This is a genomic window from Anaerobacillus sp. QJM3NY_32 (assembly GCF_056173645.1).
In genome coordinates, this window is the sequence record NZ_CM149684.1 from 3062950 (window position 1) to 3084505 (window position 21556).

At 39.3% G+C, this 21556-nt stretch carries 22 protein-coding genes; 5 read left to right on the forward strand and 17 right to left on the reverse strand.

All coding sequences use genetic code 11. From position 1 onward, the window contains the following. Positions 1-108: 108 nt before the first annotated feature. Complete coding sequence (locus tag AC0VYH_RS16060; protein WP_306558417.1) at positions 109-576, reverse strand: DUF441 domain-containing protein; 468 nt, start codon at positions 574-576, stop codon at positions 109-111. Positions 577-713: 137 nt separating this feature from the next. Here AC0VYH_RS16060 and ytvI point away from each other — a divergent pair, with 137 nt between their 5' ends. After that, positions 714-1823: a sporulation integral membrane protein YtvI gene (ytvI, locus tag AC0VYH_RS16065; RefSeq protein ID WP_475365600.1), complete on the forward strand. Its 1110-nt coding sequence runs from the start codon at positions 714-716 to the stop codon at positions 1821-1823. Between the two features lie 199 nt (positions 1824-2022). On the opposite strand, the gene AC0VYH_RS16070 is transcribed toward ytvI, so the two are convergent. From AC0VYH_RS16070 to AC0VYH_RS16120, 11 genes are all read right to left on the reverse strand, one after another. Continuing rightward, complete coding sequence (locus tag AC0VYH_RS16070; RefSeq protein ID WP_430241409.1) at positions 2023-2319, reverse strand: putative quinol monooxygenase; 297 nt, start codon at positions 2317-2319, stop codon at positions 2023-2025. 31 nt (positions 2320-2350) lie between these two features. Further along, a complete protein-coding gene (locus tag AC0VYH_RS16075; protein ID WP_430241411.1) occupies positions 2351-2986 on the reverse strand; it encodes a nitroreductase family protein in 636 nt (211 codons plus the stop codon). Between the two features lie 27 nt (positions 2987-3013). Further along, positions 3014-3448 (reverse strand): MarR family winged helix-turn-helix transcriptional regulator, encoded by a 435-nt coding sequence (locus tag AC0VYH_RS16080; protein ID WP_430241413.1) that lies wholly within the window; start codon positions 3446-3448, stop codon positions 3014-3016. Between the two features lie 249 nt (positions 3449-3697). Continuing rightward, entirely contained in the window at positions 3698-4090 is a 393-nt protein-coding gene (locus tag AC0VYH_RS16085) for an FxsA family protein (protein WP_194219301.1), read from the reverse strand. Between the two features lie 180 nt (positions 4091-4270). Beyond that, a complete protein-coding gene (pyk, locus tag AC0VYH_RS16090) occupies positions 4271-6025 on the reverse strand; it encodes a pyruvate kinase (RefSeq protein WP_430241414.1) in 1755 nt (584 codons plus the stop codon). Positions 6026-6150: 125 nt separating this feature from the next. Continuing rightward, positions 6151-7110, reverse strand: coding sequence for a 6-phosphofructokinase (gene pfkA, locus AC0VYH_RS16095; RefSeq protein WP_226614638.1), 960 nt, complete (start codon positions 7108-7110; stop codon positions 6151-6153). A gap of 115 nt (positions 7111-7225) precedes the next feature. Beyond that, complete coding sequence (accA, locus tag AC0VYH_RS16100; RefSeq protein WP_404681375.1) at positions 7226-8203, reverse strand: acetyl-CoA carboxylase carboxyl transferase subunit alpha; 978 nt, start codon at positions 8201-8203, stop codon at positions 7226-7228. Then, on the reverse strand, positions 8203-9060 hold the full coding sequence (gene accD / locus AC0VYH_RS16105; RefSeq protein ID WP_430241416.1) for an acetyl-CoA carboxylase, carboxyltransferase subunit beta: 858 nt from the start codon (positions 9058-9060) through the stop codon (positions 8203-8205). Before accD ends, accA begins: the two co-directional genes overlap by 1 nt. A gap of 36 nt (positions 9061-9096) precedes the next feature. Continuing rightward, a complete protein-coding gene (locus AC0VYH_RS16110) occupies positions 9097-9741 on the reverse strand; it encodes a FadR/GntR family transcriptional regulator (RefSeq protein ID WP_475365602.1) in 645 nt (214 codons plus the stop codon). A 173-nt stretch (positions 9742-9914) separates the two neighbouring features. Continuing rightward, on the reverse strand, positions 9915-11159 hold the full coding sequence (gene ystJ, locus AC0VYH_RS16115; RefSeq protein ID WP_430241481.1) for an NADP-dependent malic enzyme: 1245 nt from the start codon (positions 11157-11159) through the stop codon (positions 9915-9917). Positions 11160-11283: 124 nt separating this feature from the next. Further along, on the reverse strand, positions 11284-14637 hold the full coding sequence (locus AC0VYH_RS16120) for a DNA polymerase III subunit alpha (RefSeq protein ID WP_475372753.1): 3354 nt from the start codon (positions 14635-14637) through the stop codon (positions 11284-11286). 220 nt (positions 14638-14857) lie between these two features. Here AC0VYH_RS16120 and AC0VYH_RS16125 point away from each other — a divergent pair, with 220 nt between their 5' ends. From AC0VYH_RS16125 to AC0VYH_RS16135, 3 genes are all read left to right on the forward strand, one after another. After that, positions 14858-15193: a YtrH family sporulation protein gene (locus AC0VYH_RS16125; protein ID WP_194219635.1), complete on the forward strand. Its 336-nt coding sequence runs from the start codon at positions 14858-14860 to the stop codon at positions 15191-15193. Next, positions 15190-15696 (forward strand): sporulation membrane protein YtrI, encoded by a 507-nt coding sequence (gene ytrI / locus AC0VYH_RS16130; protein ID WP_194219293.1) that lies wholly within the window; start codon positions 15190-15192, stop codon positions 15694-15696. Before AC0VYH_RS16125 ends, ytrI begins: the two co-directional genes overlap by 4 nt. Positions 15697-15792: 96 nt before the next feature. After that, positions 15793-15984 carry a YtzJ family protein gene (locus AC0VYH_RS16135; RefSeq protein WP_098444518.1) on the forward strand — a complete coding sequence of 64 codons (192 nt, stop codon included), beginning with the start codon at positions 15793-15795 and terminating at the stop codon, positions 15982-15984. A gap of 63 nt (positions 15985-16047) precedes the next feature. Here the strand turns inward: AC0VYH_RS16135 and AC0VYH_RS16140 are convergent, their stop codons facing one another. After that, positions 16048-16986 (reverse strand): DHH family phosphoesterase, encoded by a 939-nt coding sequence (locus AC0VYH_RS16140; RefSeq protein ID WP_226614647.1) that lies wholly within the window; start codon positions 16984-16986, stop codon positions 16048-16050. A gap of 108 nt (positions 16987-17094) precedes the next feature. On the opposite strand from AC0VYH_RS16140, the gene AC0VYH_RS16145 reads away from it, so the two are divergent. After that, the gene (locus tag AC0VYH_RS16145) at positions 17095-17400 is read left to right on the forward strand and encodes a YtpI family protein (RefSeq protein ID WP_430241427.1); all 306 of its coding nucleotides are present in this window, start codon (positions 17095-17097) and stop codon (positions 17398-17400) included. Between the two features lie 52 nt (positions 17401-17452). Here AC0VYH_RS16145 and AC0VYH_RS16150 read toward each other — a convergent pair whose 3' ends face one another. The 4 genes from AC0VYH_RS16150 to AC0VYH_RS16165 form a co-directional block, all read right to left on the reverse strand. Continuing rightward, a complete protein-coding gene (locus AC0VYH_RS16150; RefSeq protein WP_194219290.1) occupies positions 17453-18763 on the reverse strand; it encodes a DRTGG domain-containing protein in 1311 nt (436 codons plus the stop codon). A 107-nt stretch (positions 18764-18870) separates the two neighbouring features. Further along, positions 18871-19107, reverse strand: coding sequence for a hypothetical protein (locus AC0VYH_RS16155; protein ID WP_194219289.1), 237 nt, complete (start codon positions 19105-19107; stop codon positions 18871-18873). A 104-nt stretch (positions 19108-19211) separates the two neighbouring features. Next, complete coding sequence (locus AC0VYH_RS16160) at positions 19212-19892, reverse strand: metal-dependent hydrolase (protein WP_194219288.1); 681 nt, start codon at positions 19890-19892, stop codon at positions 19212-19214. Between the two features lie 99 nt (positions 19893-19991). Further along, positions 19992-21536 (reverse strand): polyamine aminopropyltransferase, encoded by a 1545-nt coding sequence (locus AC0VYH_RS16165; RefSeq protein WP_475372754.1) that lies wholly within the window; start codon positions 21534-21536, stop codon positions 19992-19994. Between the last annotated feature and the right edge of the window lie 20 nt (positions 21537-21556).

Consider the following 21556-nt stretch of genomic DNA (forward strand, 5'->3'; position numbering starts at 1 on the left):
TGTGAATGAATATGCATAATTTCATCAATTCCTTTTTTTCTCACATGCCGAAAATCTGAATTGATAATCAAAGAAATACTGCACAACCGCCCCTTCCTGAACAGTCGTTCAGTTAAAAAGTTCGACAATCTTCATAGCCATGTAGGCAATTCCAGCTCCTATTAATGGACCTACAGCAATCCCTTGAAAAACAGCAACTGCAAGAATAGTACCAAATACAAGTGCTGTCGTAATATGCGGATCATTCTGAAGTAAGACGATGCCTTTTGAAGCTATGATGGCTACAAACACTCCTGCCCCCATCGCAATCCAGGCATAGGAAGATTTGACAGCTTCTCCAAGTTGCTTAAATCCTATTTCACCACTAGCAATTGGAACGAGTACGGCAATGGTTATAATCGTAACGCCCCATGAAATGCCTTTGGATTGGAATATCGGAAACACTTTATCACCTAATCCCACTGCTTTGATTAGTAACAAAACGACTACCGCAATGATCAGTGAGCTATTCTTCGCTACAAGTGCGATCCCAAGTAAGATAAGCAAAAAGATGGTAGGCTGTGAAATAATTGTCATATAACTCCCTCTTTCACACTAACAGAACTCTTATAGTATAACAAATTTTATGAATTTAAGCACGGATCACCTCAATCCCAATTGATTGTCACGAAGCAACCGGTGTAAAATATAGGAAAGACATAAGGGGGATTAAAATGAATTGGAAGTACATACATAGAATCTTACGCTTTCTACTTGTCATTCTTCTTATTATTGTTTCTCTGATCTCCTTTTATTATATCTGGCATCTTGCTTATCCATTTGTCATCGCTCTTTTGCTCGCTTTTCTAATTAACCCTCTCGTAGACTTATTAGAAAACCGAGCGAAAATACCGAGGCCGCTCGCTGTAGCCCTATCAATTCTATTCCTTATCGGAGTCCTTGCTGCCTTTATTGCTCTGCTAGTAAATGAAGTTGTACAAGGCGTTGTATACCTCGCAAATGTATTACCAGGAAATTTCCAAGAAATTGTCTTATTCATAGAAGATCTTTTCGTGTCTCACGTCATGCCACTTTATTATCAGCTTGAAGAATTATTTAAGGATTTGAACAAAGATCAACAAACCACAGTACTCGATAATATCCAGTCCATTGGAACAACCATTACAACTACCCTTACGAATATACTTCAATCTCTTGTTGAAGGAATCCGCTCGTTTATTGTCAGCTTACCTACGATCCTAACAGTTCTGATCTTTTCTATGCTTGCCACTTTTTTTATTAGTAAAGACTGGTATAAGTTCATAAATTGGATGAAACTAAAAGTAAAAACTGATATCCAAGAAAGTATTAGCACCGTTTATATTGACTTAAGACGCGCTCTTTTTGGTTTTTTGAAAGCACAGCTTACCCTTATTTCAATGACAGCAATTATCGTTTTAATTGGTCTTTTTATTTTACGAGTAGATTATGCGATTACCATAGCGATTATCATTGGGCTTGTCGATTTACTACCATACCTTGGTACAGGCGCAGTTTTCGTGCCATGGATGATTTATTCCTTTTTAATCGGAAACTACGGATTGACCATAGGACTTTCTATTCTTTATGGAATTGTCGTGATTCAGCGGCAAGTCATGGAGCCTAAAGTGCTATCATCGAATATTGGACTTGATCCTCTCGCAACATTGATTGCTCTCTTTGTAGGCTTCCAACTATTTGGATTCATTGGTCTAATCATCGGCCCAGTTCTTCTCGTGGTACTAAAAACTCTTTATCACGCAAATGTTTTTAAGGACATTTGGGTTTTTATCAAAGGAGTATAAGTTTAATTACACTGTTAACTTTAGTGGTTCTTACAACCTTTGCTCGCAACCAATTAGATGAATCTCTAATAGAAAAATCGGCCTGGGTGACTTTATCAAATCTCCTTTAATAATAAAAGCAAAAAAAGCATGGCAGCAACGTCTCATTTAGACGATACTGCCATGCTAGAGCCGAAAGGTTCTCGCTATCTACTAATTATTATTTTTGTATCTCAGTAGCGTCATAAACTTTAACATCTAAAGGTGCAACTAGATATTCTGGTGCTTTACCTACAAAAGCTTGAAAATGAGCACTTTGGTTATGCGCATCGACTGCAGCCATATCTTCATAAGCTTCAATCATTTTATAAGTGTTCTCTTTTTCAACTTCTTTTGAAAGTGTATAAGAAATGTTACCTTCTTCATTTCTAGCCGCTTCAATCAAAGTTGTCACTTCTTTAAGAAATTCTTCTTCTTTAGCCGGGTTAATTTGTAATCCTGCATGAATAATAATCATTGTTCATTTCCTCTTTTCAATTTTAAATTTTTTATTTCCACTCTGCAATCGATTCAATAGGTAAGCGTACAGATTTGTAGCCTTCATTTGCTGCTTTACCAATTGAAAGCAACATAACTGGGTAGTAACGCTCTTTATCCATACCGTAAGCTTCAGCGATTTGAGCTTTCTCATATCCTCCAATTGGATTGGTGTCATAACCGTGTGCACGTGCAGCAAGCATTAACTGCATGGATACCAAACCACCATCAATGATGTTCATTTCTCTAAACTGCTCTGTTGACATTCCTTCTAACAACCCTTTAATCGCTGGAAGCTGCTGATCTCTAACTTCTGCAGGCATATACCCTTTTTGTACAGCAGTGTCATAAATTTCATCAGCATAGTCCAGGCTGTTCATATCAACAAAAACGGCAATCATTGCTGAAGAAGTTTCAACTTGAGACTGGTTGAATTTAGCAAGTGGTGCTAATGTCGCCTTTCCTTCTTCGCTATCAATAACGACAAAACGCCATGGTTGAAGGTTCACTGAAGAGGGTGCGAGTGTTGCTTCAGTTAGTATTTCAGTCATCTCTTCTTTACTTATTTTCACGGATGGATCATAATGGCGGATTGAGCGGCGCCCTGTAATAATTTCGTTAAAGTCATTTATTTTCGTTGCATTCATCGTTAATTCTCCTTAGTACTTTTCTAGTTAGTATTGAATATCTTTAATGTTATTTTGAATACGGTTAAGCATATTCGATAATTCTGATTGTTCCTGCTCAGTAAAATCTTTTAGTACCTTTTGAATGAATTGCTCTTTCTCTTTCCGAAAAGATGCAATTCGATCTCTGCCTTCTTCTGTTAACCTCACGAAGGTAAACCGGTTATCATCTGGATTTTTACGACGAGCAACCATTTTTTTCACTTCCAACTGCTTTAAATGTCTCGTTACAGCAGCGCTATCAATATTCACTTCTTTCTGCAATGCTGTTTGGCTAATTTCATCAACCTCAAACAATTTATGCAGGAGCTCTAAGCGAGACTGACTGATGCCGGTACATCGTTCGAATTTAGGGCTCATTTGCTTGTAAATATCATTTAACTGATATAAAATTTCGCCTTCATTTGAACAAGAATTCTTCAACGCATCCTCCTCCTTTAATCAGTTGATGGGTCAATCGTTGACTCATCAACTAATATACTAGATGAGTTCCTTGATGTCAACAATAAAACCTTAATTAATTGATAGGTCAACCATTGATCTATCAATTAATATAATTTACTTGTTTATACAATGTCAAATCACACTTTATTTCTTCCAATAGAAAAGGAGTTTGAATATGTATTCAAGCTCCTTAAGGACATTTCATTATACGTTTCTAAGGCAGAATTCTTACCTTCTAATAAACATAAACTGACCATTATTCATTCGACGTTCAAGGAATTTCTTAATCCATCTCTTAAAAGGTTTTCTCGTTGCCGGGATGAGAAGTAAAAATCCTGTTGCATCTGTGATGAAGCCTGGTGTGAGTAGAACGACACCACCTACGAGTATGCATAGACCATCTAGAATAGCATCTCCAGGCATCTGGCCTGATTGCATTTGTCTGTTAACCTTTTGGATCGTTTCTGCCCCTTCTTTACGCGCAAGCCACGCCCCTAGAATCCCTGTACCAATAATCAATAATACTGTCGGAATAAGTCCCAGTGTTCTTCCTGACAGAAGTAACAAAGCGATCTCTAGAGCTGGAACGATAATAATAAAAAGCAACAAAATACGAAACATGACATAGCTCCCTCAATCATAATCGGGAAATTGTCCCGTTAACACTATTATACGTGATTTAAAATAATTTTCGAACTCAATTGCACCATTAACCTAATCCCCAGTGAAGAATACCCAAAATAAGTTAAATAATAAAGGCTGTCGATTTTCTCGACAGCCTTTTAAAAGTTTCAATCTTGCTTATAGAATGCTTGCTTTCCCGTTGTAAATAATTCCAGTCGTTGCATCAAGTGTTACTTGTTGACCTTCTTCGAATAGTTGTGTCGCATTTTCAAGACCAACTACGACAGGTAGTCCAAGACTAAGACCTACAACTGCAGCATGGCAAGTAAGTCCGCCTTCTTCTGTAATAAGTCCTGCTGCCTTCTCTAGAGCAGGAACCATATCTTTATCAGAGCCAATCGTAACTAGAATTGTGTTTCCATCTGCTTTATCAATCGCCTCTTGAGCATTTTTTGCGATAGCGATTCTTCCTGAAATAGATGTTTTCCCAATTCCTTGAGCTTTTGCAAGAATATCACCGATAACGTGAACTTTCATCAAGTTCGTTGTACCAGATTCTCCAACTGGAACACCAGCAGTAATAACAACTGTATCTCCGTGATTTACAATTCCAGACTGGATTGAAGCGTCAACTGCAACTTCTAGCATTTCGTCTGTTGTTGATACTTTGTGTCCTTCTTGTGCATGAACGCCCCATACAAGAGCAAGCTTGCGGCATACGCTAGCCGTATTTGTTACAGCTACAATCGGTGCCTTCGGACGGTATTTAGCAATCATACGCGCTGTATGTCCGCTCTCAGTAGCTGTAATAATTGCTGGGACGTTTAAGTTATAAGCTGTGTGAGCTACTGATTCACTAATCGCATTTGTTGTATTTGTTTCTGTTTCTTTACTTCTTACAGAAAGAAGCTCACGGAAGTTTAATGATTTTTCAGTATAAGAAGCAATGTTATGCATAGTTTGAACAGCTTCTACCGGATAAGATCCTGCAGCTGTTTCACCTGAAAGCATGATTGCATCTGTGCCATCAAGAATAGCATTGGCAACGTCACTCGCTTCCGCACGAGTTGGACGAGGATTACGCTGCATAGAATCAAGCATTTGTGTTGCAGTAATAACAGGCTTTCCAAGTGCATTACACTTTTTAATAAGCTGCTTTTGTACAAGAGGTACTTCTTCAGCAGGAATTTCAACACCTAGGTCACCACGAGCAACCATTAAACCATCTGAAATCTCAAGGATGGAATCGATGTTATCAACACCTTCACGGTTTTCAATCTTAGGGATAATTTGAATGTCAGTTGCTTTATGCTTCTCAAGAAGTTTACGGATATCAAGAACATCGGATACTCGACGAACGAATGACGCAGCAATAAAGTCTACACCCTGTTCAATGCCGAATTCAATATCTGCAGCATCCTTATCTGTAATACCAGGAAGGTTAACGCTCACGTTTGGTACGTTAACACCCTTTTTGTTTTTCAATGTTCCATTATTTAGAACCTCAGTATAAAGTTCATTCTTCTCAATTTGCTTTACTTCAAGTTCAATCAATCCATCATCAAGTAAAATCTTAGATCCAACATGAACATCATTAACAAGGTCAGGATATGTGACAGAGATTTTCTCTGTTGTACCAAGTACTTCTTCCATAGAAACGATAAGCTGTTGACCAGCCTCAAGATCGATCCCACCGTTCTCCATATTGTTCGTGCGGATTTCCGGGCCTTTTGTATCTAAAAGGATCGCAACGTTTTTTCCGAGCTTTTCAGCAACTGCACGGATTGATTTAATACGATTACCGTGTTCTTCAAAATCACCATGTGAGAAATTCAAACGAGCAACGTTCATCCCTGCATTAATCAATTTTTCTAGAGTTTGTTCATTTTCACTTGCTGGTCCAATCGTACAGACAATCTTAGTTTTGCGCATGGGTCTGTCTCCTCCTAAAAAGCTATGCTTCAATTAGTTTTCTTCATAACAACTATGTTATGTAACATTTTCAGACATTACGATACACCCCTTATGTTTAAAGGGGTGAACCACTTAAGGTCTTTTTAAATAGATAATTCCTTTGCAAGCTGACACATTTTTTGATTGACTTCATGTGGTAGAGCGAGTGCTTCGTTAATATCCATATCAACAATTTGGTTGTTCTGAATACCAACTGTTCGCCCTTCTGCTCCTTCAAGTAGAAGTTCAACAGCACGTGCTCCAAGACGGCTTGCTAGAACTCGGTCCGAAGCAGTTGGTGAACCACCACGTTGAACGTGACCAAGAACGGTTACACGTGTTTCCATGTTCATCTCTTCTTGGATTTGTTTCCCAATTTCAACACCACTTCCAACACCTTCAGCAACAACAATAATACTGTGACGTTTTCCGCGATCATGGCCGCGCTTCAGACGACTCAAGATATCGGACAACTCGAACTTCTCCTCAGGAATGAGGATTGATTCAGCACCGTCAGCCAGACCTGACCAAAGAGCGATATCTCCTGCGTCACGTCCCATTACCTCGATCACATATGTACGCTCATGAGATGTCGCCGTGTCACGAATTTTATCAATAGCTTGAATAACTGTATTTAGTGCTGTATCAAAACCAATCGTAAAGTCTGTTCCAGGGATGTCATTATCAATCGTTCCTGGAATTCCAATCGTCGGGAAGCCATGACCAGTTAATTTCTGAGCTCCACGGTAGGATCCATCTCCTCCGATTACGACTAGACCCTCAATACCAAATTTCTTTAAGTTCTCTACACCCTTCAGTTGACCTTCAAGTGTCTTAAATTCAGGGCAGCGAGCAGAATATAACATTGTACCGCCACGATGGATAATATCAGCTACAGAACCGATTTCCATTTTCTCTATATTTCCATTAATCAACCCGGTATATCCGTGGTAGATCCCATAAACTTCAATATCATGGTAGATTGCTTTTCGAACGACAGCTCGAATAGCAGCGTTCATTCCTGGTGAGTCTCCTCCGCTGGTTAGTACACCAATACGTTTCATAACTGTTCACCTCATTAATTCTTTGTGTTATTAAAATATCAAATACGGTCGTTGAATACAATAGCTAAGCTACATCGCAAAAAAGTGCTTTCTCTATAACGAGAAAGCACTTTCCTTATTTTAAGCCAATGGTATCGGTTACAAACGTATATTGTCCGATATTTCTGTATTTTTCATAGCGTTGATTCACAAGCTCCTGTTTGGAAAGTTGTGTCAGTTCTTCAAGTGATTTGACAAGTGCCGATTGAATCGCCTTCGCCTGTTCTTCCATATTCCGATGAGCCCCTCCCTTTACTTCAGGGATAATCTCATCAATGACATTTAGTTCTTTCAAATCTGGCGCCGTGATTTTCATAGTATCAGCTGCCTGCTGAGCTAAACCAGAATCCTTCCACAACAAAGCCGCAGCTCCTTCAGGAGAAATAACGGAATACCATGAATTTTCAAGCATGTGCACGTGATTACCTACGCCAATCGCTAACGCACCTCCACTCGCACCTTCTCCAATAACAATGCAAATGATTGGAACGGTTAGCCCCGCCATTTCAATCAAGTTACGTGCAATCGCTTCACTTTGCCCTCTTTCTTCCGCTGCCTTACCAGGAAACGCTCCTTTAGTATCTAGGAGAAAAATAACGGGACGTTGAAATTTTTCGGCTTGTTTCATGAGACGAAGCGCTTTACGATAGCCTTCAGGATGTGGCATTCCAAAATTTCGTCTAAGATTCTCTTTTGTATCTTTACCACGCTGATGGCCGATAACCGTAACAGGTTTTCCTTCAAAGGTTGCAATACCACCTACAATCGCTTCGTCATCACCAAACAGTCGATCACCATGCAATTCAAGAAAGTTCTCAAAAATACGATCGATATAATCAGAAGTTGTGGGACGTTCAGGATGTCTAGCCAATTGGACACGGTTCCACGCTGTTAAATTCTCGTAAATTTCTTCTTCCATTTTTGAAAGTCTTTTTTGAAGACGAGAAACCTCATCATTAAGATCCACATTCTTTTCTTCCATGAAAGAATGTAATTCAGTAATTTTATCTTCTAACTCTTGGAGAGGTCGTTCAAAATCAAGTCTCTGTGCCATTATTCTTCACCTCCATTTCCATGAATCATTAGTACCTGACCGAGTATCTTCTTCATATCAGCTCGATGAATCACGCGATCCAACTGACCATGATGAAGGAGAAATTCAGCTGTCTGAAAATCTTCTGGAAGATCTTCACGAATCGTTTGCTCAATAATTCGCCTACCAGCGAAGCCAATCAAAGCCTTAGGTTCAGCGAAATTAAAATCGCCTACAGAAGCAAAACTCGCTGATACACCACCAGTTGTAGGATGTGTCATTATAGAAATGAATAGTCCACCGTCATCACTAAATCTTTTAAGCGCTACGCTGGATTTCGCCATTTGCATCAAACTCAAAACACCCTCTTGCATTCGAGCACCGCCCGATGCAGTAAAGACAATAAACGGGATTTTTTCTTTATGCGCATGCTCAATCGCTCTTGTGATTTTTTCTCCTACCACTGAACCCATGCTTCCCATTCGAAAACGTGCATCCATTACTGCAATAGCTGTTCGGTAGCCATCTATTGTTCCTTCACCCGTTACAACCGCTTCATTCAATGAGGATTTCTTTTGATCCTTCTCCAAACGCTCTACATAATCCGGAAAAGAGAGCGGGTTTTCTGAAATCATATCTGCATCCAGTTCTGTAAAAGAACCTGTATCAAGCGTATCCTTTAATCTTTCAGGGGCTGACATTTGATGGTGATACCCACATTTCACACAAACCTTATGCGATTTTTCCAGCTCTTTCGTATAAATAATACTTTTACACCCTGGACACTTTGTCATAATGCCTTCAGGTACATCTTGTTTTATTTTATCTGAGGGAACCGTCGCATACTTCTTCTTCTTGTTGAATAGATCTTTTAACAAAGTTGACCATCCCTTTCACAATATCAAACATATTTGCTATTCTTCCGCTTTTTTTATTTCATACGTGTCAAATAAACAAATGGCACTTTCCTTATTCCTAGAAGTCAATGCATCAATCATGGATTCATAATACTCTTTAGGGCGGAAAGTTAACTGGTGCCAAATTGTCTGATGGTAATCCGCAAGCTCTCCCCATAACCTCATGAGTAGATGATTATGAGTTGATGAAACAATAACTCGGAAGAAAGCTGTATCAAATTCAGTCGAAAAAATATTTCGACCGGAAGAGTTGTCCTTATATTCCATCATAGTTCTTAATCGATCAAGATATTCATCTGAGATTCGATCACACGCCACCCTTAGAATATCTTTTTCAATTAACCTTCTAGTTTCTAACAGATCTTCTTTAGACTTAGTATCTTTTAGAATAAAGGAGGCAATGACTTCTACAAGTCGATGATCTCTAGCATTTGCAATAAATGTCCCTTCTCCTCGACGAGTTTCAATTAGACCTAGCATTTCCATTGATCTTAACGCTTCTCTTACGGAAGATCTTCCGGCATTTAAGCGCTCAGAAAGCTCCCTTTCCGAAGGGAGCTTATCACCGGTTTGTAAACCATCGTTATAAATAATCGCTTTTATTTTCTGAAGGATATTCTGATAAACTTTCCCCTGACTCATCATGGGAAATCAACACCCTTTCCTGACTGAAAACAAATAGGAAAAGTAGACATTTGCGGTTTGGAACCGTGAATGCCTCTTAACCAAAATGAATGTTTAGAAGATAAGCTGTTTTTCATGTTCTCCATAAATAAAATGCAAGAAAAAAGTGAGAAAGTCAAGCTCTTCCCCACTTACTCGTTATCTTCTTCAATAATAGCGAGAGAACGTGTCTTTTCTTTAACTGATTCAGGATCTACGTTTATACGAGCCACACCCGTCTCCATCGCAGCTTTCGCTACACTAGCAGCAACAGCAGGTGCTACTCGTGGATCAAACGGTGCGGGAATAACGTAGTCGGCGCTCAAATCTTCTTCAGCAACAAGTTCTGCAATAGCATGTACAGCAGCAACCTTCATATCTTCGTTAATATGAGTTGCTCTAACATCAAGTGCGCCTCGGAAAATTCCAGGGAACGCTAGAACATTATTTATTTGATTTGGGAAATCTGATCGCCCAGTACCAATAACCTTAGCTCCTGCTTCTCTTGCATCATTTGGCATGATTTCAGGATTAGGGTTAGCCATTGCAAAAATAGTTGGATCGTCGTTCATAGATTCGACCATTTCTCTCGTCAGTGCTCCCTCAACTGAAACCCCAATGAAAACATCTGTGCCTGAAATAACTTCTTTCAATGACCCTTCTGCTTTGTCACGATTTGTATACTTCGCAACTTCTGCCTTCACGTCGTTCATTCCATAAGAACGGCCTTCGTAAATAGCACCTTTCGAATCACACATAATGATATCCTTTACACCAAAACGATTCAAAAGCTTAATAATGGCGATGCCTGCAGCTCCAGCACCATTGATAACGACTTTAATTTCACTCATTTTCTTACCTGATAGTTTCAAAGCATTGACAAGCCCTGCTACCGTAACAATGGCAGTGCCGTGTTGATCATCATGGAAAATAGGGATATTTGTTTCTTTTTTTAATCTTTCTTCGATTACAAAACAATTAGGGGCAGCAATATCTTCAAGGTTAATACCACCAAAAGTAGGTTCCATTAACTTTACTGTCTGCACAATTTGATCTACATCAGTCGTATTTAAGCAAATAGGAAATGCATCAACACCAGCAAAACTTTTGAAAAGCACTGCTTTCCCTTCCATTACAGGAAGTGCTGCTTCCGGCCCAATATTTCCAAGTCCAAGAACGGCTGTGCCATCGGATACGACGGCAACCATGTTTCCTTTCATCGTATATTCATATACTTTATTCTTGTCATCATAAATTTCTTTACAAGGCTCTGCAACACCTGGTGAATAAGCTAGACTTAAATCCGTAGCGTTTCGAACCGGCACCTTCGATTTAGATTCTAGTTTTCCTTGTCTCACTCTGTGAATATGTAGAGCTTCTTCTCTCGTAATGGACAATAAACCCACTCTCCTTTTTTCAGAAGCATTAGATGATGTTAACAATTTCCCTAGTACAATTGGGCAGTGGTCAGACCACTCTATTTTCACCATTATAACAAATCACCATTAGCTGTAAAGATTTTCATCGAGGCTTTTTCACAACATTGTTTTCACCAAGTAATTTTTTCAAGGCGTGAAGACAGTCAGTATCAGGGTTTACAAGCCATTCTTTACCGAGCTTTACGGTTTTATCTGTTTCACTATAATAAACTACGACCTCTGCATCACCCTCATAGTTTCGAAGCACTTCCTTCACTTCACTTAGCATACTTTTATGGTGAGGCTCAACTTTCAGAAATAAGGTTTTCTTCTCTTTCTTTGGTTGAACATCACTTAGCTTCATCGCTCTAGAAATAATAATATTCGTTTGATCATTTCGTTTCTGCCCTACACCATCAACGTAAAGAAATTGCCCTCTCGATAAAAGACTCTCCAATTGCTCCCAAACATCAGGAAAGGCGACTCCTTCTATTTCTCCCGTTTCATCACCCAACGTTAGAAAAGCCATCATTTGTCCTTTCTTCGTGCGAATACTTCTGACCTTCAATACCTCTACAGCTAACCTTAATGGAGCTCGATCTGAAGCATTGATGGCGTCCCTCGTAATATCTCTTACGTATCCCTTCAAATTTTCTAAATAGGGATCAAGAGGATGGGCTGTTAAATAAAACCCAATTGCTTCTTTCTCGAATGCAAGCATTTCTTTTTCATCAAAAGGGGGAACGCTCTCGTAAGCTGGTTCAGCCTCACCATCTTCAAAAAAACCTTTTTGTCCATTTTGTTCAGAGCCATAGTTCATGGCCCCTTCGAGTGAAGCGAGCATCGAAGAACGACTTACCCCGAACTCATCCATCGTACCAGCAAATATCAACGATTCAAGTGCGCGCTTATTTACTATTCTTAGTGAAATTCTTGCACATAAATCAAAAAGGCTTTTATAAAAGTGATTCCTCTTATCTAAGATTTCTTCTATAGCATTTTTACCGACATTTTTTACTGGAAGCAAACCGAATCTCAAGGCCTCATTTTCAACAGTGAAGGTTTCTTTGCTTTTGTTGATTGACGGCGGATGAACCGTCATGCCTTTCTGTCTCGCTTCTGATAAATACATAGCAAGTCTATCTTGGTTTCCGATTGCAGAAGTTAATAGACTCGAAAAGAAGTAACGTGAATAGTTAGCTTTTAAATAAGCTAGTTGATAAGCAATCACGCTATAAGCTACTGCATGACTCCGATTAAATCCGTAATCCGCAAATCGGACAATGTACTCATATACTTTAACAGCAGTTTCTCTAGGATATCCCTTTGCAAGACAACCACTAACGAAATGCTCTCTTTCAGATTCAAGAACTTCACGCTTCTTCTTAGATACGGCCCTTCTTAATAAATCCGCTTCTCCAAGAGAAAAACCTGCTAATTTTGATGCAATTTGCATGATTTGCTCTTGATACACGATAACTCCATAAGTTGATTTTAGAATTGGTTCAAGATCTGGATGGAGATAATCAATTGAACGTTCTTTATGTTTACCTGAAATGAAGAGCGGAATGTTTTCCATTGGACCCGGCCTATATAAAGCATTAACAGCAACAATATCTTCAAATTCAGTCGGCTTCAGCCTCCTCAGCACTTGACGCATGCCATCAGATTCAAGTTGAAAAACACCTGTTGTATCAGCTTTTTGCAGCAGTGAGAAGGTAGGTTGATCATCCATTGGAATTGTAGAAAGCGAAGGGCGCACGCCTGTTTCACTTTCGATATCATTTAATATCCCTTCAATTAAAGTTAAATTTCGAAGTCCAAGAAAGTCCATTTTCAAAAGACCTACTTCTTCTAAATCGTTCATGGGAAACTGCGTCAAACTAATATGATGACCACCAAGTAAAGGTACATGTTTCGTAAGCGGCTCAGCTGAAATAACAATTCCTGCGGCATGTGTTGATGTATGACGTGGTAGCCCTTCAATCGTACTTGCTATGTCAAAAACCTGTTTTCCTTCAGAGGTAGATGATATGAGATCCATGAGTGCTTTTGACTCTTCTTTTGCCTGTTTCAACGTCATTCCAGGTCTTGAAGGAACTGCTTTAGACATCGCATCCAGAAGCTTCGTATCTACTTCTAATACTTTTCCAACGTCACGAATTGCAGCTTTTGCAGCAAGCGTACCGAATGTTACGATTTGGGCTACTCGGTCATGTCCGTATTTCTCGTAAACGTATTCAATGACCTCATCTCTTCTTACATCAGGAAAGTCGATGTCAATATCTGGCATCGTAACTCGTTCTGGATTCAAGAAGCGCTCAAATAGAAGGTTGTGTTCGATAGGATCCACATCTGTTATATGCAATAAGTAAGCAACGAGAGAGCCAGCCGCCGATCCTCTCCCCGGACCTGTAATCATATGATGATCATGAGCATATTTCATGAAATCCCAAACAATTAGGAAATAATCATTAAATCCCATCTCATTGATAATTGAAAGTTCGTAATCTAATCGGTCCGTCACATGTATACCTGGATCGTGATATCGCTCAGCTAAATGGTTTATACATATCTCCTTCAAGAACTCAAAAGCCGATTTTCCGTCAGGAACTGGATAAACGGGTAAGTGCGTTTGTTCGAAATTCAGTTCGACAGAACATCTTGCGGCGATCTTAGTTGTGTTTGCAAGAGCTTCCTCATAACCCTTAAACCGCTCTCTCATTTCTTCCTCAGAGGTTAAATAATATTCATGATTAGGTAAGGCCACCTTGTCTTTCTCTTCATAACGTTGCCCTGTATCAATACACCTTAAGCAATCATGTGCTTCCCCATCTTCTTGATTAATATAGTGAACCGCATTTGAAACGGTTAATGGAATGTTCGCTTTATTGGCAAGCTTGGAAATTAACAAGTTAAGGTGTCTTTCTTCTCTAAGAGAATGATCCTGCATTTCGAGATAGAATCCCTCTTTGAAAACACGTTGATACTCCATTGCCATTTGTAAGGCGACCGTCTCTTTTTCATAAAGAAGGGCTTTTCCAATTTCACTATGAAGGGTCCCAGATAAGGCAATGAGACCATCTGATCTTTCAAATAAATTTGTTTTATCTATGTATGGTTGTGGCCCCCCTGTACTTTGCATTTGCGTACTGATATTCAATAAGTTCTCATAACCTTCCGTATTAACAGCAAGTAGAACAAGGTTATCCAAATGTTGCTCCCGCTGATGGAGAGAAGACTCATCCCCAACGCTTACCTCTAGTCCGATTATTGGCTTTATTCCCTTTGCTTGACATGCTTTATAGAATGGAATTGTCCCATACATTGTTCCTTTATCTGTCAGAGCCATAGACTGAAATCCTTTTTGTATTGCAGATTCAACAAGTGATTCAATTCGACTTGGGCTATCTAGCAGACTATATTCACTGTAAACACGAAGATGCACAAATTCCATATATAATCCCACTCTCAATTTGCTATTACTTTCTATTATAAATACTTCCACCTTCTCAAACAAACATTATCAAGCATATCCCTCTCTCCTAATTGCATAGGCTGTACTAAAAGCGAAAAATAGGCTGATTTATAATCACACACTTTTTCTTCAACTTTTTATGTGCTGTGAAGACAGAAAAAGTTACTTCATGAAATTTGATACGAAAGAAGGAATCAAAATGGAGAGAGTAACTCTCGTAACATTAATTATCGCGTTTTTCGTTGCATTTGGTGTGATTGTTGGAGGGTCAATTATCGGAGGAATCGGGGCATTCCTTTCTGGTGAGCCACCACTACACTGGATCTATATCGTTGCACAAAGATTAAAAATCTGGGCGATCGCCGCAGCAATTGGCGGAACATTTGATACGATAAATAACATGGAAAGAAGTTTTCTCAGTGGTTCTCCAGATGAAATCATGCGCCAATTTTTATGGATTTTCTGTGCGCTTGGTGGGGCGCAGGCAGGTATGGAGATCATTAACTGGCTTACTCAGGAACGCTCTTCCTTATGAGAGTTCCGCAAATTTATTCTAGAAAAGGGTGGCAACGATTTCTTGCAGGTCTTTCTGTAGGGGTCATCTTTGGGTGGTTATTCTTTCTGATGCTATTCGGCATTATGTACGAAAAGCAGATCACAACGATTAAAGAACAAAAAATTGAAATCTCGGACTTAAAAACCCAAAATCAAACATTACTCGATGATCAAGTAAATTATAATAATAAAGAAATCGAAAAAACTCTTCTCGTCAAAAAAATCGAAGTCACTTTCGAGAAAGATAATGATCTACCATTAAACTCATTAACGCGCCACGAATTAAAGAAAGAAATTCAAACCGAATTAAATGATCTTCTCAACAAGGATCTCGGAGCGATTTCTAGAACCAGAAGTTTTATCATTCAATCCCTCGAAAACAAAACGCTCATGATTGACAATATTAAATATGGTTTTAAAGTGAAGCAATTTATTCTTTGGACAACAGTCGAGGTGGTGCTTACAATTGAACTCGTTCAATAGCGAAAATAAAACTATTTTGTGACCTTTTGTCAGACAAGTCGCAATTTTCTCAGGTGTAGTATATGATAAGAGTATAGAAAATTGGGAGGTGGCGCGATGGTTATTGATCGCAAACAAATCGCGAGAGCGAAAATTGCTGATTTAATGAATGGGCGATCCGCTTACGCAGAGTCACACGAAATGACTGCTCTAATTAAAAAGGAATTGCAATCACTTAACATCGACGTGCACGAAGACGTGACAAGCTTTGGTTCGTGGTTTATACCTAAATCGCATGATCAAGTGTAAATGTGGTAACAACAAAGACCGGCGCTCTCTCAATAAAGGAGACCCCGGTCTTTTAACTTGTTATTATACTTCTTCGCACACTTTGTCTAGCTCCGCAAGAACGTCATCAGCCTCTGCCCACGAATAAACAGTTGCCCCCGCAGCCATTGGATGTCCGCCACCATTAAATTGAGCAGCAATTGTATTCACAACAGGCCCTTTTGAACGAAGACGAACACGAATTTGATCTGGTTCCTCAATGAAGAAAACCCACGCCTTCAAACCCGCTACATTAGAGAAAGTATTCACTAGCTGTGATGCCTCACTAGCCGTTACGCCATATGAAGCAACTGTTTCTTTTGTGATTTTCATCCATCCAGCACCAGTTTCTGATGTTTCAAAATGCTGTAAGACATATCCGTTTAAGCGAGCGATATGCTGTTCCGTTTTGTATAGTTCCTTATATAAAGAGCCTGTATCTACACCAAACTTCAAGAGCTCACCTGCATACATAAAGGTACGCTGAGTCGTATTAGAAAACATAAAACGTCCGGTATCACCTACTATACCTGCATAAAGAAGAAAAGCTCCTTTTTCAGAAAGCTTGTACCCTCGTTCCTTAGCAGTAAGGTACAAATCGACAATCATTTCACTAACAGAGCTTGAAGAAGTGTCCACCCAGAGAAGATCACCATAAGGGTCTTCATTTGGATGATGATCGATTTTAATTAAGAGCTTGCCATTACGGTATCGGTTATCACTAACCCTAGGCTGATTCGCCGTATCACAAACAATGACAAGTGCGTTATGATATGTTTCATCCTGAACCTCATCCATTCGGTTCAGGAATGTAAGTGATGGTTCTTCTTCACCAACCGTAAACACACGCTTCTTTGGAAAAGAAGTTTGTATAAGCTCGGCAAGTCCTCCCTGTGAGCCAAGTGCATCAGGATCTGGGCGCACATGACGATGAATTATAATGGTCTCATATTGTTCGATAGCATCTAATATTTGTTCCTTCATCAACTTTCTCCTTTCGACCGCTTCCCAATTGTTACGTATATGTCATAGATTTTCAGTACTAAATTCTATACAATAGAAAAGAACCTTGAATTATGGAGGAAAACAGTCATGCCTATCTTTGTCATATTAATTGTCTTTTCAATCGTTTTCTATTTGTTTTATCGAGTAAAAGCTGTTCGACATAACGGTGTCGCAACAACTCAATGGCTTAATTCAAAAGCAAGCATTGCACTCGGACTTTTCCTTGTCTTTTTTGCCATTAATACGCTTACCGTTTCTTTATCAACGGTCACTGTGATTGTTGCCGCTGTCTTTATTTTACTTGGTCTTGTAAACGTTACAGTCGGCTATAAAAAGTATCGACACTATCTTCCATTTGCAATCGAAGAAGCAAAGGATATGAAACTAAACTAACAGCGCTATGTTTACTTGTAAAACCGCCACGGATTTATTTCTGGCGGTTTTTTTATCGATCAATCAATTGCGCCATCATAAGAGCCTTTCCTACGACCGCACCTTCATGATAAATTTCAACATCTACTTTACCAAATTTCCTTGATACCTCGAGAACTTTAGGCACAATTTCAATTGTATGATCAATTTGAACCGGTTTGATGAAATAAAGTGTAATGTTTTCTACTACTAAATCACCCTTTTTGTATTTCTTCAAAACTCGACTCCCAGCTTCAGTGACTAGGGTTGTTACAACACCATAAGATAACGTTCCAAGTAGGCTCGTCATTTGAGGTGTTACTTCACAGCTATAGCGACTTTCCGATCCAGTGGAAATATCTTTGATTTGACTCGTGATAAGGTCGTCAAAGGTTTCCCCTATCTGTGGCTGCTGCTGAATCATTTGAAGAGCCTTAAGTACATCCTGTCTACTAATAATACCGATAAGTCGCTGATATTGATCGAGAACAGGAAGCATCTCTATCCCTTCCCAGATCATTGTATGAGCTGCAGAAGCGACGGACGTTTGCTCATTAACAGTGAGCGGGTGTTTTGTCATCACCTTAGCTATTGACGTTTCATGCTGTTCACCTAAAATATCTTTAGATGTCACAATGCCTTGAACCTTCATATTTGGATCCACAACCGGATAGCGACTATGCAATGTTGATTCATTTAGCTCATGCCAGCGACCTACACTTTCTGTTGTCACTAGAAAGCTCGTTTTCGTAAGCGGCGTTAATATGTCACTTACTAGAGCTATTTCTTTCTTAATTAATCGATCATATATCGCACGATTAATCATTGTTGCCACTGTAAAGGAGTCATAGGAGGTAGATATAATTGGCAAATCATATGCATCCGCCATTTTCTTCACATCATCCTGCGCATCAAAACCACCAGTAATAAGGACAGCCGCCCCGGCTTCTAGTGCAATTTTATGCACGTTGTCGCGATTACCGACTATGAGCAAACTACCAGGATCGACGTAACGCATCATAGCCTCTAGCTTCATCGCACCGATAACAAACTTATGAAGGGTTTTATGTAAACCATTTCTTCCTCCAAGCACCTGCCCATCGACGACGTTCACTACTTCAGCATACGTGAGTTTTTCGATATTTTCTTTCTCTTTTTTTGTGATTCGGATCGTCCCAACCCGTTCAATCGTGCTGACCGTCCCTTTGTTTTCAGCATCCTTAATCGCTCTGTATGCTGTACCCTCACTAACTTTTAATTCTCTAGCAATTTGACGCACGGATATTTTACTTCCTACTTCTAGCGTTTCAATGTAAGAGAGGATCTGTTCATGTTTCGTTGTCAATTTCTTTCACCATACTTTCTACATGCACATCTGTATCAGTAGCTAAACTACTTCTGTTATAGTGGTGTTTGAATTGACTTCATTATACATAACACAGACCTATAACTTCAACGACCGTATTGTTTTTTTCTTAATTCTTCTACTGAATCATTAACTGTCATAGGTTTTCTCTCTTGCTTTCCAAAAAATAATCCAGAAAGATTTCCACCAAGTGCCATAATGGCAAATAAAAGCCAGAGACTAAAAAAAGCACCTTCTAGCGTTAAATCAATTTGAAAGCGCGGCATAGCATCATACATCAAAAACAGAATGCACAAGACGGATAAAAACAATCGTTGTTTCACAATGATTCCCCCTCATAGTCTTTCTAAAAGGGTATGTTCAAGTCCGCGTATTTAATACGCTTATCAAACACAAAACCGATGCAGGGCATCGGTTTTGTGTTTGATTACAATTCGATTGTTTCTCCTGTTTGAAGAACCTTACCTTTTGTACCTTCAAGGCTTTCAGTAAACGCCTCGCCATTTTGTTCAATAAGCGGGAAAGTATTGTAGTGAATTGGTACGGTTATTTCAGCTCCTATCCATTTTGCAGCGATAGCTGCATCTTCAGGACCCATAGTAAAATTATCACCAATTGGTAGAAACGCAAGATCAATTTGCTTATTAGATAATAGCTTCATATCAGAATAAAGCCCAGTATCACCCGCGTGGTAGACCGTCTTACCTTCTGCGCTAAAGAGAATACCCGCTGGCATCCCTGTGTAAATGATTTGCTGGTTTTCTTCCTCAGTGTAGCTCGAACCATGGAATGCCTGAGTTAGCTTCACATTACCAAACTCAAACTCATGTGCCCCACCGATTGCCATAGGATGCGTGTTAACACCTTTAAAACCAAGATATGTAGCAAGTTCGAATGGAGCTACGACTAATGCATCGTTTCGCTTTGCAATTTCAACTGTGTCACCAACGTGATCATTGTGTCCATGTGTTAGCAATATCACATCGCAAGTAACTTGATCCGCATCTAAATCACATTGACCATTACCGGAAATAAAAGGATCAATTAAAATTTTTGCTTTGTTCGTAACAACTTCTACAACTGAATGACCATGAAATGTAACTTTCATTTGTTATCGCTCCTTTAACAATTGGGTTTCATTACCTTCCCTAAAACGCTAGGAAGTGGGTTCTCTACTTATTACGTTCCCTTTGATAAACGATCTAAACTAATAATACAACCAGGCATTCTCATATTTTTCAATTAAATGAGGGCGAATTAGAGTATTAGGTTCAAAGCTGATTTTATTGCCATCTTTCACCATGTGACTGTCCTCATCTTTACCAAATACAGTAAGAGATGGAATCATCTCGTCTGAAAGATAATCGGTTTGAACTGAAATATCCAATTTCTCTTGAGCTACAGGATTCCTTGTTGCCATAACAAAACCCCAGTTCCCGAAACTTGGAATATCAACGTGATAATTTGACGTTCGTAGTCCAGTTTCTGAAATCGTTCGATCAATCGTCCAATAAGCTTCCCTCGCAAATAAAGGACTAGTCGCCTGCACCATTAGCGCCCCATCTACATCTAAATGATTGCGCAATAAAGAGTAGAACTCCCACGTGTAAAGCTTATTCAAAGACTCATTATTTGGATCTGGGAGATCAGATATGATGACATCAAACATTTTTTTCTGTTTTTCAATGTATTGAAAGGCATCTTCATTATGAATATCGACACGTTTATCCTCAAGTGAATGCTCATTTAATTCCATTAATAAATGATGATTCTTCGCTAGTTTTACCATTTCCGGATCTAGATCCACTACCGTAATGGATTTCAGATCGTCATATTTAAGTAGCTCTCTAACCGCAAGTCCATCTCCACCTCCAAGTATAAGAACATCCTCCGCTTCTTTAACAGCAGCCATAGGAATATGGACAAGTGTTTCATGGTACCTATGTTCATCACTTGAGCTAAACTGAAGCTGTCCATCCAAATAAAGTCTTAGATCTCCCTGCTCCTTCGTTAAGGTGATTTTCTGATAGGATGTTTCCTCAGAGTAAATGATGGGGTCTTTGTATAGGCGCTGCTCAAATGAGAACGCCATCTCCTCTCCAAATAAAGTCCCACCAATCATTAGTACAAACAGAAGAAAGGCTACTCCAATATAGATTCCTTGATAGACGATCTCTTTTCTAAATGAATAAATCATCCAAAATGCAACGAGAATGTTTACAATAGCTACAAGGAAGGCTGATTTTACTAGACCGAATTCCGGACGAAGGTAAAAAGCAAATAACATTCCTCCTATAAGTCCCCCAGCATAGTCAGAGAAGAGCACCCTGGCCGTGCTTTTATTCATTTCCACGCCAATCTCATTCGCTTTCCGAATAAGAATGGGTAATTCAAGACCAGTTAGTCCACCAACAATGAGAATAATGGAATAGAGTACAATGGCTGTTGCTTCTTCTCCCGCAAAAGCTGTAATTCCAAACACAGCAAAACTTGAAAATCCTCCAATTAAGCCAATAAGAAGCTCAATTGCAATGAATCTCGTAATCAGGTTTTTAACTACCTTTTCACTCAATGATGCGCCAATACCCATACCTGTTAGAAAGAGCGAAATAGTTAACGTGTATTGCTTAACCCCGTCTCCGAGTATGTAAGAACCCAGTGCGCCGAACAGCACTTCAAAAATAATACCGCAAATGGATACAATTCCTGAAGCCCAGTACAATTGACTGCTTTTACTTAACGTCTTGCTCATGACTTCCACCTTCAGCTGAT